The organism is Micromonospora sp. BL1 (assembly GCF_003667485.1).
GTDB classification, from domain to species: Bacteria; Actinomycetota; Actinomycetes; order Mycobacteriales; family Micromonosporaceae; genus Micromonospora; species Micromonospora tulbaghiae.
On sequence record NZ_RCVK01000193.1, the window covers coordinates 1 to 12,862 of the forward strand.

Sequence of the window (12,862 nt, forward strand, 5' to 3'; positions counted from 1 at the left end):
CGGGGACTCCTCGGTATGGTCCAGCGCGTCGAATCCGTGCTGCCCGTTCGGCACGTCCACCACGCACAACGGGATGCCTCGCCGCCGCGCTACAGCCGTGAACGCCTCGATCGTCGGGGCGACCTCGGGCCGCTCCCGCCCCGCCCGGGTCAGCACGAGCGTCGGCCGTGCCGCACCCTCCGCCCGCGCGGCGTCGGACCCCGCGACATCGGAAGAGGAAGAGGCTGCTCGCGTGACGTCGACATCGGCGTCGACGGGGGCGGCCGCGTCCGAGGGCGGGGCGGCGACCGGGTGCGCCGGGCTGTGGGCGGCGCCGGCGGGCAGGTCGAGGGCGTCTATCGGGCGGAAGCGCGGGTCCACCGGGGGCCATCCGGGAAGCGGGGCCAGCAGCGGATAGGTCGCGGCCACGCCGCGCAGCCAGACCGGCGGGTCGCGGAGCCAGTCGCCGAGCAGCAGGCCGGCGCCGGAGAAGAACCAGAGGCCGAGCCGGTCGGGGTCGACGCGCGGGTCGGCGCGAAGCAGTTCGGCGGTGGCGGCGACCCGGGCGGCGACCGTGTACAGGTCGTCCGGGCTGGCCACTGTGAGCCGGGGGATCGCGGCCAGCACGCCCGCCTCGGCGAGCAGCGCGCCGTAGCCCCGGTAGAGCGGCCAGTCCCGCGCGTCGGGCGCCTCGGGCGGTCCCGGTACGCCGTGCACGACGACGACCGCGGGATGCCGGCCGTCGCCGGTGGGCACGTGCAGGTCGACGTCGCCGTGCCGCTCGACGGCGGCGGGCGGAGGATCGAGGACGAACGGGCTCTCCCAGAAAACGGTTCCCATCATTGCGATGGTAGGAGAATCCGCCGCCCCCGACTGTCCGGTCAGGACGAGGAGGCCTTGGCGTGCCGCTCGCGCAGCCGCTCCCGGATCTCCTCCGGGGTGTACGCCCGGCGCCGCCGTTCGGCCCGCGCCACCACCACTCCGGTCGCCGCGACGCCGGCGAGACCCGCGAGTCCGAGTACCTTCCACCACCGCATCCGTTGCCGCATCCGCATAGGGTAGTCCTCCATGAGCATCAGCCTGGACGAGGCAGTGGAGCTGACCCGCACCGGCGACCTGTGGGTGTTCCGCGGACGCAGCGTGCCCGACCGGGCCATCCAGCTCACCACGAACAGCCCGGTGAACCACGTCGGCATGGCGGTGGTGCTCGACGACATGCCGCCGCTGATGTGGCACGCCGAGCTGGGGCGTTCGCTGCCGGACATGTGGACCGGCACCCACCAGCGCGGCGTGCAGCTGCACGACCTGCGGGACGCGGTCTGCGTCTGGGCCAACCGGTACGGCCAGCGGGGCTGGCTGCGCCAGCTCGAACCACCGGCCGGCACGGCGATGGAGGAGGCGGTGCTGCGTACCGTGGCTCGCCTGGACGGCACGCCGTTCCCGTCCACCGCGCAGCTCGCCTGGCGGTGGGCGCGGGGCCGGCTGCCGCACCCGCGCCGCCTGAGCCTCGGCGCCCTCCGGGGCAGGACCGGCGACCGGAACCAGATCGGCATCCTGAACAGGATCATCGACAGGGGCGAGGCCGGCAGCCGGGGCAGGGCCGGCGATACCGGCCACCGAGGCGATGCCGGCGACCGGGGCGATACCGGCGACGCGGGCAGGATCGGCGACGCCGGCAGGGAGAACGCCGCCGCGCTGGAGACCGCGTACTGCGCCGAGGTCGTCGCGGTGACCTATGAGGCGATGGGCCTGCTGCCCGCCGGGCGACGGCCCAACTGGTACGACCCGGGCCGGTTCTGGAGCGGCGACGACCTGGCGCTGCGCGGCGGCGCGCACCTCGGCGCCGAGATCGAGGTACGGATCCCGCCGCGCTGAGGAAGGTTTGCCGCCGGGGCGGGCCGGTAATGAGGAGCGTCGTGACGGCTTCCACCGACCTCGACACGCTCACCGACTTCTTCGACCGGTACGGCGTGGCGCTGACCACTGCCGACGTGCCGGCCATCGCCGGCTGCTACGCCCTGCCCGGGCTGGTGGTCGCCGACACCTACAGCTTCTCGTTCACCTCGCCTGCTGCGGTGGCGCTCAGTTTCGTCGGCGCCGCGCCCGACTACCAGGAGCGGGAACTCGTCGCCGCGAACGCGCAGATCGAGGACGTGCAGCAGATCTCCGCGCTGCTCACCGAGGTGGCGGTGCGCTGGGAGTTCCTGGACAGCCAGGGCGGCGCGGTCCCCGGCGAGCGCTACCGCTACCTGCTGCGCACCACCGAGGACGGCCCGGTCATCTGCACCGTCATCCGTACCGCCTGATCGTGGTGGTGCGGCGGCCGGCCGCGTGGCCGGCCGCCGCACCGACGGGCGTCAGCGGTGGTGGGCGCCGGCCCAGCGGTCGGCCTCGGGGGCCGGGTGCAGGCCGGGCTCGTGCAGGCCCTCCTCGGTGACCTGGCCGATCCGGCGGTACGTGTCCGGCCGGCTGGTGCGCAGGACCGCGCCCCAGATCAGGCCGATCAGGCCCGCCGCCACCGGGATCGCCGGCAGCAGCCACTTCAGGTAGCTCGCGGTGTCGGGGGCGAGCAGCGCGTCGAAGTTGAACAGCAGCACCAGCAGCACGGCGGTGAGCAGGACCGTGCCGAGCGCCGGGGCGATCGCCCGCTGCCACGCGCTCTCCGGGCCGGGGCGGCCCCGGAAGAAGCCCACCACGGAGGCCGAGGTGAGCGTCATCAGCAGCACGACGCCGACCGCCGCGGCGCCGGACAGCCAGGTGAACAGGTCGATGACCGGGTCACGGCCGGTCATCGCGAACGCCAGGAACACCACGACGGCGAGGATGCTCTGCACGAGCGAGCCCGCGACCGGTGCGCCGCTGCGGCTGGAGGTGGCGCCGAGGAAGCCCGGCAGCACCCGCTCCCGGCCCAGCGCGAACAGGTAGCGCGCCACGCCGTTGTGGAACGACAGCAGGGCGGCCAGCACGCTGGTGATGAACAGGACGTTGGCGATGTCCGCGACGACCGCGCCGGTGTACTGGTCGAGCGCGCCGAAGATGATGCCCGGTCCCGCCTCGGCACTGGCCGCCGGGGCGTTCTCCGGACCGGTGAGCACGGTCAGCGCCCAGGCGGAGAAGGCGTAGAACAGGCCGGTGAACGCGACCGCGATGTAGGTGGCCCGGGCCACGGTGCGCCGCGGGTCCTTGACCTCCTCGCTGTAGATGGCGCCGCTCTCGAAGCCGGTGAAGGAGGCGATGGTGAACGCGAGCACCGCGCCGAAGCCGGCGCCGAACAGGTGGCCGGGGCTGATGCCGGCGGTGGTGACGGTGCCGCCGTCGGGGTTGGCGAAGGCGACCAGGTCGAAGATCAGCACGGCCACGCACTCGAGGATGAGCAGCACCGCGAGGACTGTGGCGTTGAGGTCGATGCGCAGGACGCCGAGCGCGCCGATGAACACCCAGGCCAGCAGCGCCCAGACCCACCAGTCGAGCTCGATGCCGGTCTTGGCGGACATGAAGTCGCCCAGGATCGCGCCGAGCAGGCCGTACAGACCGATCTGGATCGCGTTGTACGCCGCGAGCGCGACAGCCGAGCCGGCCACCCCGCCGGCCCGGCCGAGGCCGTTGGCGATGTACGCGTAGAACGCGCCCGCGTTGGCGACGTACCGGCTCATCGCGGCGTAGCCGGTGGCGAAGACGGCGAGCACGGCGGCGAGGAGCACGTATCCGAGCGCGGCGCCGATGTTGCCGCTGACCGCGTACATGGTGGTGACACCACCGCCGAGAACGGTCAGCGGGGCGGACGCGGCGACGGTGAAGAAGACGAGGTGAGCGGTGCCGAGACGACCGCGGCGCAGCCCGCCGTCGGAGAAGAACGGATCGGAGGACAAGGCTTCTCCAGGGGAGGGGGTGAGGGGATTGAGGTGTCTACTTCGGAACAACCTGAAGCAGGGTATTGGTGATCACTGATCGTGACAACCCCGCTTCGATATCGATTGGGGTGCGCGTGATCGGCCGGAATTGAGCTGTGCGTGGTCATGCCGTACCGTCCCGTGTCGACGATCACGGCCACCGTTCGAGGATGGACCATGACCTACCCCGGGGCGCAGGCCACTTACCGGCTTGCGGATGCGCTGTTCCTTATCGGACACGACGAGTTCACCGGCAAGCCGCACGTCGCTGTCGACCGGCTGGAGTGCGGGCTGGCCGGCGCCGCGCTCGCCGAGCTGATGTTCGAGGGCCGGATCGCCCTCGACGGAGGGGGGATCGCCGCTGTCGATCCGCGGCTGTGGCAGGAGCCGCTCACCGACCTGCTGATCACCGAGATCCTGCGCCGCGAGGGGGCGCATCCGGCCCGGCTGTGGATCCGCTACCTGCGGACGCAGCTCAACATCAACGAGCGGGTGGGCACCCGGCTGGTCACCGCCGGCGTGCTCCGCCGTGAGCAGGGCAAGCTGATCGGCCGGACGGTGCGCTGGCCGGCCATCGACCCGAACCAGGCGGCCTCACCGCGGGTGCGGCTGACCGCGATGCTGATGCACTCGTCCCCGGCCGAGCTGGACCCGGGGACGCTGCTGCTGGCGACCCTCGCCGAGGCGGTCGGGCTGGCCGCGCACATCTTCGATCCGCAGGTGGCAGCGCGGATGCGTGACTGCCGCCGGTTCCTGCCGGCTCAGCTCGAAGGGTTGCTCGCCGCCGTCGTGGGCGCGCTCGACGTCACCACCACGACGGTACGGCGATGACGTCCCGCCCCGGGCCGAGCCGGGGCGGGACGGCACCGGTCAGGCCGGGTCGCGCCACATCGGGTAGAGGCTGGGGCCCTCCGGCAGGTCCAGCGTGACCGGACGGCGCCGGAATCCGAGCCGCTCGTAGAGCGCGGCGTTGCGCGGCGAACTGGCCTCCAGGTACGCCGCGGTGCCGGCCTGATCCAGCTCGGCCAGCTTGTTACGCAGCAGCGCCGAGCCGACGCCCTTGCCGTGATGGTCCGGGTGCACCCCGATGAAGGGCAGGTACAGGTGCGGCTCACCCGGGTGCCGCGCGCTCATCATCTCGTCCAGCACGGCGAACCGCTTCATGGCCTCCGCGCCGATCGCGGCCTCCATCCCTTCGAACTCGTCGCCCTCCTCGGCGTCGTGACCCTCACCGGTGGGCAGCCAGAGCGTGGCGCCCAGGCCGTCGCCGGCGATGTGCACCTCACCGGTGCGCAGCGCGAACGCGACGAACGGTGCGAAGAAGGCGCGGTGGACACGTGCACGATGGTCGTCGTCGGGGAAGACCCAGCCGCTCACCGGATCCCGCATGAAAGCCTCGGCGAAAATCGCCGTCACGACGGCGGCGTCCGTCGCGGACGCCCGCCGGATACTGTCCTGCCACTCAGTCACTGGCCAACCGTCCTACCGGCTCGACGAGCCATTGTGGTCATTGATCGGCGTGCAAGGTATCAGGTGCGAGGCACCGGACGGCAGGGCTCGGGCGCGATGCTCGCCGCGACCCGGCCCGGCTGGCTACTCTGGCCCGGACCCCGACAGGAGGACCATGTCCCGCACGCGTCGTCCCGGCCCGCAGCCCGGGGCCGCCATGACCTCGTCCCCCTGGATCCTCGTCGCCGCGGGCGTGGTCGTGATGGTGGTCCTGCTGGTGGTGGCGCTCGGTTCGGTGCGGGGCCGGCGGACGTTCCCGGCGGCCGGTCCGGCGGATCCGGTGATGTCGCTGCCGCACGTCGCGCCGACGCCCACGGCGGTCACCCCCACCGGCCCGTCGCCGGTCTCCGCCACCGCCGCGGTGGTGCCGGGCCTGTCGCCCCGGTCCACCTTGCTGCCCGCCCGGCCGACTCCGGCCGCGTCGACTCCCAGCCCCCGGGGTGTGGCCCGGCCGGTGCTGCCTCCGACGCCTCCTCCGACGCCGCCGTCGGCGGTGACCGGCCGGTACAGCGTGCCGAGCGCCTTCGACGGCGGGTTCATCGGTGAGGTGCTGCTGGTCAACACCGCGCGCACGGCGCAGGGCTGGACGGTGCGCGCGGTGTTCCCGGGTGGCCGGCTGGTCACCGCCTGGGTCGAGGGCGCCGAGCAGGGTGTGTTCCGCTTCGACGACGGCGTGTTGACCTACCGCAGCGGGTTCGACCTGGCCCCCGGGCAGTCGCTGCCGGTGCGGTTCCACATCGAGCGGGCCGGCGCCCGGCCGGTGAGCTGCACCGTCGACGGCACGCCCTGCGCCGAACGGTAGGTCGCGCGGCCCGGTAGGGGCCGGCATCGGATGCCTCCTCTTGCAAGGCGACTGCTTTGTTGCGGCAGTGTTTGCAAGGTATTGCAGAATGTTTCGGCAAGGGCTAGCGTGCGGGCGAATCAGCGACCAGAGAAAGGCCGTCGATGAAACCGCCGCCGATATCCCCCAAGGCGCTGCTCGCCCTGGTCACCTCCCTCGTACTCACTCTCGTCGGCGTGCCGGTGGCCCTCCACCAACTCGGCGCCGACGCCACCGGCCCGGCCGCCGCCACCCCCGACGTCCTGGCCGCCGGCAACGCTCCGCAGTGGAACCGCGAGCCGTCCCCCGACGCGCTGCTCAAGGCCGCCGCCGGCACCAAGAAGGCCGAGCAGTTCTACTTCGTCCTGCCGGACCGGTTCGCCAACGGCGACAAGCGCAACGACACCGGCGGCCTCACCGGCGGCCGGCTCACCACCGGCCTCGACCCGGCCGACAAGGGCTTCTACCACGGCGGCGACCTCAAGGGCCTGATCGACCGGATGGACTACATCCAGGGCCTCGGCACCACAGCCATCTGGCTCGCGCCGATCTTCAAGAACCGGCCGGTGCAGGGCGCCGGCGCGGACGTCTCGGCCGGCTACCACGGCTACTGGATCACCGACTTCACCCAGGTCGACCCGCACTTCGGCACCAACGCCGAGCTGAAGAAGCTGGTCGACCTGGCCCACCGGCGGGGCATCAAGGTCTACCTCGACATCATCGTCAACCACACCGCCGACGTCATCCGGTACGCCGAGGACAAGTACGGCTACGTGGACAAGAAGACCGCCCCCTACCGCGACGCGCAGGGACGCCCCTTCGAGGACCGCAACTACGCCGACGGCACCCGGAGGTTCCCGGCGGTGAACGAGAAGTCGTTCCCGTACACCCCGGTGTTCGCCACCCCGGCCGACGCGAAGGTCAAGGTACCGGCGTGGCTGAACGACCCGACCATGTACCACAACCGCGGTGACTCCACGTTCGCCGGGGAGAACAGCGAGTACGGCGACTTCTTCGGCCTCGACGACCTGTGGACCGAGCGTCCCGAGGTGGTCCGCGGCATGACCGACATCTACGCCCAGTGGATCGGCAAGGCCGGCGTGGACGGGTTCCGCCTCGACACGGTCAAGCACACCAACCTCGACTTCTGGCCGCAGTTCGCCCGCGGCATCGACGCTGCCGCGGCCAAGGCCGGCAAGAAGGACTTCTTCATGTTCGGCGAGGTCTACAGTGCCGAGCAGGAGATCCAGTCCACCTACGTGCGACAGGGCGGACTGCCCGCCACGCTCGACTTCTCGTTCCAGGAGGCGGCACGCGGGTACGCCGCCGCCGACGGCTCGGCCAAGGCGCTCGCCGACGTCTACGCCAAGGACGACCTGTACTCCGCGCGGGATACGAACGCCAACCGGCTCACCACGTTCCTGGGCAACCACGACATGGGCCGGATCGGCTCGTTCGTCGCCGCCGCCGGCGGTGACGACGCCACCCAGCTGAACCGCAGCCGGCTCGCGCACCAGCTCATGTTCCTCACCCGCGGCCAGCCGGTCGTCTACTCCGGCGACGAGCAGGGCTTCACCGGCCCGGGCGGCGACAAGGACGCCCGGCAGGACATGTTCGCCTCGCGGACCGCCGACTACCTCGACGACGACCTGATCGGCACCACCCGTACCCACGCCGCCGACCAGTACGACACCCGCCACCCGCTCTACCGGACCATCGCCGAGCTGGGCGAGCTGCGGTCGGCGCACCCGGCGCTGCGCGACGGCGTGCAGGTGACCCGGCACGCGGCCGACGGGCCGGGCGTGTTCGCGTTCTCCCGCGTCCTGCCCGCCGACCGGATCGAGTACGTGGCGGCGGTGAACAACGCCGCGACGCCGCAGACTGTCACGGTGGACACCTGGTCGGCCGGCGCCCGCTTCACCGGCGTGTACGGCGGCGCCGCGGGCGCGACTGCCGGCGCGGACGGCAAGTTGAGCGTCACCGTGCCGGCGATGTCGGCGCTGGTGCTGAAGGCCGACCGGGCGATCCCGCAGGCCGGCGCCCCGAAGATCACGATCACCGAGCCGGGCGACACCCCGGTCCCCGGCAAGACCGCCGTCACCGCCCAGGTGACCGGCGATCCGCTCGCCACCGTCACGTTCGCCGCCCGGGTCGCGGGCGGCAAGTGGACGCTGCTAGGCACCGCGCAGCGCGCGCCGTACACCGTGCACCACGACCTGACCGGCCTGCCCGGCGGCACCCGCGTGGAGTACAAGGCGGTGGTCCGCGACGGCAAGGGCCGCACCGCCACCGCCCGCGCCACCGGCACCGTCGGCACCCCCGCACAGGGCGCGTCACGCGACTGGGCGATCGTGCACTACCAGCGCCCGGCCGGCGGGTACGACGACTGGCGGCTGTACGCCTGGGGCGACATCGACCCGGCGTACGTGACCGAATGGCCCGCCGGGCAGCCGTTCGCCGGTGAGGACTCGTACGGCCGGTTCGCCTGGGTCAAGCTCAAGCCCGGCGCGAAGTCGGTCGGATTCCTCGTGATCGACGGCGACGGCAACAAGGACGTCGCGAACGACCGCACCATCGACGTGACTGCGACCGGCGAGGTCTGGGTCAAGCAGGGCGACCCGGCGGTCTATCCGACGCGGCAGGCCGCCACCGGCGAGCCCGACCCGCCGGTGGACCAGAACACGGCGCTGATCCACTGGCGTAAGGCCGACGGGAACTACGACGGCTGGGGCCTGCACCTGTGGGACGGCGCGGCCACCCCGACCGACTGGGCCGCTCCGCTCGAGCCGGAGAAGATCGACGCGTACGGCGCGGTGTTCCGGGTGCCCCTGGCCGCCGGGGCGACCGGGCTGAGCTACATCATTCATTCCGGTGACGAGAAGGACCAGCCCGAGGACCAGCGGCTCGACTTCGCCTCCGCCGGACGCGAGGTGTGGCTGCTGGCCGGAGTGAAGGGACGGCTGTTGCCCACCACCACGTCCGGCGCCGCCAAGGACCTCGACCTGACCAAGCAGAAGGCGCAGTGGATCGACAGGTCCACAGTCGCCTGGGCGACCGGGCCGACCGACGGCAGGCGGTACGCGCTCGCCGTCGCCCCGGCCGGCGGGATCGGCCTCGCCGACGGCGAGCTGACCGGCACGTACACCACCATCGGGCTGCGGGCGCAGCGCAACGGGCTGACCGAGGCGCAACGGCAGGCGTACCCCCATCTCTGGGCCTCGCACGCCTTCACGCTCGACCGCGCCGACCTGGCCCGGGTGCCGGCGGCGCTGCGCGGCCAGATCGTGGTGACCGAGCGGGACGCCGACGGTGCGCTGCTCGCCGCCATCGGCGTGCAGATCCCCGGCGTGCTCGACGACCTCTACGCGGCGGCGACCGGCGCGAAGCTCGGCCCGACGTTCGCCGGACGGGTGCCCACCCTGGCGGTGTGGGCGCCGACCGCGCGGACCGTCTCGCTGGAGCTGTACGACTCGCCCACGGCCCAGCCGACCAGCGTGGCGATGCGCCGCGACGACCGCACCGGCGTCTGGTCGGTACGTGGCACTAAGGCGTGGAACGGCCGCTACTACCGCTACCGGGTGCAGGCGTGGCAGCCGGCCACGCAGAAGATGGTCACCGCGTCGGTGACCGACCCCTACTCGGTGGCGCTCGCCCCGAACTCCACGCACAGCCAGATCGTCGACCTGACCGACCCGGCGCTCGCACCGGCCGGCTGGGCGAACCTGCGCAAGCCGGCCGCCCCGCCGGCGTCGAAGGTCCAGATCTCCGAGCTGTCGGTGCGGGACTTCTCCATCGCCGACACCACTGTCCCGGCCGAGCGCCGGGGCACCTACCTGGCGTTCACCGATCCGAACACGGCAGGCATGAAGCACCTGCGGGCGCTCGGCGACGCCGGGGTCAACCACCTGCACCTGCTGCCGGCCTTCGACTTCGCCACCATCCCGGAGAAGCGGGCCGACCAGGCCCGGCCGGACTGCGACCTGGCCGCGCTGCCGCCGGACTCCGACGAGCAGCAGAAATGCGTCGCGGCGGTCGCCGGCACCGACGGCTACAACTGGGGGTACGACCCGCTGCACTACACGGTGCCCGAGGGCGGGTACGCCGTAGACCCGAACGGCGCGAAGCGCACCACCGAGTTCCGCCGGATGGTCGCCGGGGTGAACCAGGCCGGCCTGCGGGTGGTCATGGACGTGGTCTACAACCACACCTCGGCCGCCGGCACCGACCCGAAGTCGGTGCTCGACCAGGTGGTGCCCGGCTACTACCACCGGCTGCTGGAGGACGGAACCGTCGCGAACTCCACCTGCTGCGCCAACACCGCCCCGGAGCACGCCATGATGGGCAAGCTCGTGGTGGACTCGCTGGTCACCTGGGCCAAGGCGTACAAGGTGGACGGGTTCCGGTTCGACCTGATGGGCCACCACCCGAAGGCGAACATCCTGGCCGTACGGGCCGCGCTGGACAAGCTCACGCTCGCCCGCGACGGCGTGGACGGTCGCAAGATCCTGCTGTACGGCGAGGGCTGGAACTTCGGCGAGGTCGCCGACGACGCCCGGTTCACGCAGGCCACCCAGGCCAACATGGCCGGCACCGGCGTCGGCACGTTCAACGACCGGCTCCGCGACGCGGTGCGCGGCGGCGGCCCGTTCGACGCCAACCCGCGGGTGCAGGGCTTCGCCTCCGGCCTCTACACCGACCCCAACGGTGACGAGGTGAACGGCTCGGCGGCCGAGCAGCGGGCCCGGCTGCTGCACCAGCACGACCTGATCAAGGTGGGGCTGACCGGGAACCTGCGCGGCTACCGGTTCACCGACTCCACCGGCAAGCGGGTCACCGGCGCCCAGGTCGACTACAACGGCGCCCCGGCCGGATACACGGCCGCGCCGGGCGAGGCGGTCACCTACGTCGACGCGCACGACAACGAGATCCTGTACGACGCGCTGGCGTACAAGCTGCCGCAGGGGACCTCGGCACAGGACCGGGCCCGGATGCAGGCGCTCGCGCTGGCGACCACCGCGCTCGGGCAGGGCGCCGGGTTCGTGACCACCGGCTCCGAGCGGCTGCGTTCGAAGTCGCTGGACCGCAACTCGTACAACTCCGGTGACTGGTTCAACCAGATCCGGTGGGACTGCGCCCAGGGCAACGGGTTCGGCGCCGGCCTGCCGCCGGAGGCCGACAACAAGGACAAGTGGTCGTACGCGAAGCCGCTGCTGGCCGATCCGTCGCTGGTGCCGGACTGCGCGGCGATCGAGCTGGCCGACGCCCGGTACACGGAGCTGCTGCGCGTCCGCCGGTCCTCGCCGGTGTTCGGGCTCGACACCGCCGAGCAGGTGCAGAAGCGGGTGGCGTTCCCGCTGTCCGGGACGAAGGAGACCCCGGGCGTGCTCACCATGACCCTCGACGCGCGAGGGCTGGACGGGAAGTGGAAGTCGGTGACAGTCGTCTTCAACGCCACGCCGGAGACGGCGGAGCAGACCGTCACCGGGCTGCGCGGGGCGAACGTGGCGCTGCATCCGGTGCTGCGGAACTCGGCCGACCCGGCGCTGCGTACCGCGTCGTTCGACCGGGCCGCCGGCACGTTCACCGTGCCCGCGCGCAGCGTGGCGGTGTTCGTCCAGAGCTGACCGGCAAGGCCGACCGGCCCCCTGCCATGTCACGTGGCAGGGGGCCGGTCGCGTACCGGTGGCCCGTCAGGTCAGTTGAAGCAGTCCTCGACGGTGTTGGCGCAGTTGGTGGGGTCGTTGTTGCTGATGAGGGACTTGTCGTCGAGCTTGACGCGTCCTTCGTTGTTGAGGACGCCGCCGGCGACCCGGTGGAGCTTGCTGGAGTCGGTGGCGGTGTTCTTGGTGACGTGGGTCTTGGTGAGGGTGATCTTCGCCTTGTTGTTGAAGATGCCGCCGCCGTTGAGGGCGGTGTTGCCCTTGATGTCGGTGTCGCGGATGGTGAGGGTGGCGTTGTCGTCCTTGTCGTGGTCGCGGGCGAGGAAGCCGTCCTCGATCTTGATGAGCCACTCGCCGTTGTAGATGCCGCCGCCGAACCGGTTGGCGGTGTTGTCGACGATCTTGCTGTCGGCGATCGTGGCGCTGGCGTGCTCCTTGTCGTTCGGGTAGCCCCAGTGCTTGCCGCCGGTGACCACGACACCGCCGCCGTCGCCGTCGGCGTGGTTCTTGGCGACGTGCACCTTGTCCAGGTCGAGGTCGGTGTTCTCGGCGTAGACGCCGCCACCGTTCTCGCAGGCGGTGTTGCCCGTGATCGCGGTGAAGGACACCGTGACGGTGCCGCCGCTGCTGAACAGGCCGCCACCGTTCTTGCCGGCGCGGTTGTCCGACAGGCTCGACTTCACGCCGTCCTTGCCGTGGTCGGAACCGTAGATCTCGACAGTGCCGGCCTCGTGGTGCTTCTCCTTCTTGTCGTAGCCCTTCGGCGCGGCGGAGGCCGCCGGGCCGTGCCCACCGGACAGGCCGCTGCCGTTGGCCACACCGCCGCCGTTGCCGCCGGCGGTGTTGTCGTCGACGTGGGTCTCCTCGACCTTGAGGATGCCCTCGTTGTAGACGCCGCCGCCGTCGCCCTGGGCGTGGTTGTCGACGACCTTGCTCTCCTTGAGCCAGGTGCGGCCGTAGTTGGCGATGGCGCCGCCGTCGCCCTCGGCGTTGTTGTCGACCAG

The 12,862-nt window shown here is 71.9% G+C and carries 9 protein-coding genes and 1 pseudogene; 5 read left to right on the forward strand and 5 right to left on the reverse strand.

Annotated elements, in window-relative coordinates:
* A partial coding sequence (locus tag EAD96_RS09590) for a hypothetical protein (RefSeq protein ID WP_233585604.1) occupies positions 1-819 on the reverse strand: 819 nt, incomplete at its 3' end.
* A 41-nt stretch (positions 820-860) separates the two neighbouring features.
* Complete coding sequence (locus tag EAD96_RS30820; RefSeq protein WP_145751969.1) at positions 861-1,049, reverse strand: hypothetical protein; 189 nt, start codon at positions 1,047-1,049, stop codon at positions 861-863.
* Here EAD96_RS30820 and EAD96_RS09595 point away from each other — a divergent pair.
* Both EAD96_RS09595 and EAD96_RS09600 read left to right on the forward strand, forming a co-directional pair.
* The gene (locus tag EAD96_RS09595; protein ID WP_121684023.1) at positions 1,048-1,854 is read left to right on the forward strand and encodes a hypothetical protein; all 807 of its coding nucleotides are present in this window, start codon (positions 1,048-1,050) and stop codon (positions 1,852-1,854) included. The two genes, EAD96_RS30820 and EAD96_RS09595, sit on opposite strands and share 2 nt — an antisense overlap.
* 41 nt (positions 1,855-1,895) lie before the next feature.
* The gene (locus EAD96_RS09600; RefSeq protein ID WP_030274248.1) at positions 1,896-2,285 is read left to right on the forward strand and encodes a hypothetical protein; all 390 of its coding nucleotides are present in this window, start codon (positions 1,896-1,898) and stop codon (positions 2,283-2,285) included.
* 51 nt (positions 2,286-2,336) lie between these two features.
* Here EAD96_RS09600 and EAD96_RS09605 read toward each other — a convergent pair whose 3' ends face one another.
* Positions 2,337-3,848, reverse strand: a complete 1,512-nt coding sequence (locus EAD96_RS09605) for an APC family permease (protein WP_121684024.1) — start codon at positions 3,846-3,848, stop codon at positions 2,337-2,339.
* Positions 3,849-4,046: 198 nt separating this feature from the next.
* Between EAD96_RS09605 and EAD96_RS09610 the strand changes: the two genes are divergently transcribed.
* Complete coding sequence (locus EAD96_RS09610) at positions 4,047-4,700, forward strand: GPP34 family phosphoprotein (protein WP_018788275.1); 654 nt, start codon at positions 4,047-4,049, stop codon at positions 4,698-4,700.
* Between the two features lie 39 nt (positions 4,701-4,739).
* On the opposite strand, the gene EAD96_RS09615 is transcribed toward EAD96_RS09610, so the two are convergent.
* Positions 4,740-5,258, reverse strand: a complete 519-nt coding sequence (locus EAD96_RS09615) for an N-acetyltransferase (RefSeq protein ID WP_233585606.1) — start codon at positions 5,256-5,258, stop codon at positions 4,740-4,742.
* Between the two features lie 235 nt (positions 5,259-5,493).
* Here EAD96_RS09615 and EAD96_RS09620 point away from each other — a divergent pair, with 235 nt between their 5' ends.
* Both EAD96_RS09620 and pulA read left to right on the forward strand, forming a co-directional pair.
* On the forward strand, positions 5,494-6,180 hold the full coding sequence (locus tag EAD96_RS09620) for a cellulose binding domain-containing protein (protein ID WP_121684025.1): 687 nt from the start codon (positions 5,494-5,496) through the stop codon (positions 6,178-6,180).
* Positions 6,181-6,323: 143 nt separating this feature from the next.
* Positions 6,324-11,822, forward strand: coding sequence for a pullulanase-type alpha-1,6-glucosidase (gene pulA, locus EAD96_RS09625; RefSeq protein ID WP_121684026.1), 5,499 nt, complete (start codon positions 6,324-6,326; stop codon positions 11,820-11,822).
* A 71-nt stretch (positions 11,823-11,893) separates the two neighbouring features.
* Here the strand turns inward: pulA and EAD96_RS09630 are convergent.
* Positions 11,894-12,862, reverse strand: a pseudogene (locus EAD96_RS09630) (hypothetical protein); the annotation flags it as partial.

Excerpts from the sequence above, each read along its gene's own strand:
- EAD96_RS09595 (WP_121684023.1), top strand. The coding sequence starts at position 1,048 with ATGAGCATCAGCCTGGACGAGGCAGTGGAGCTGACCCGCACCGGCGAC.
- EAD96_RS30820 (WP_145751969.1), bottom strand. The coding sequence starts at position 1,049 with ATGGAGGACTACCCTATGCGGATGCGGCAACGGATGCGGTGGTGGAAG.
- EAD96_RS09610 (WP_018788275.1), top strand. The coding sequence starts at position 4,047 with ATGACCTACCCCGGGGCGCAGGCCACTTACCGGCTTGCGGATGCGCTG.
- EAD96_RS09615 (WP_233585606.1), bottom strand. The coding sequence starts at position 5,258 with ATGCGGGATCCGGTGAGCGGCTGGGTCTTCCCCGACGACGACCATCGT.
- EAD96_RS09620 (WP_121684025.1), top strand. The coding sequence starts at position 5,494 with ATGTCCCGCACGCGTCGTCCCGGCCCGCAGCCCGGGGCCGCCATGACC.
- pulA (WP_121684026.1), top strand. The coding sequence starts at position 6,324 with ATGAAACCGCCGCCGATATCCCCCAAGGCGCTGCTCGCCCTGGTCACC.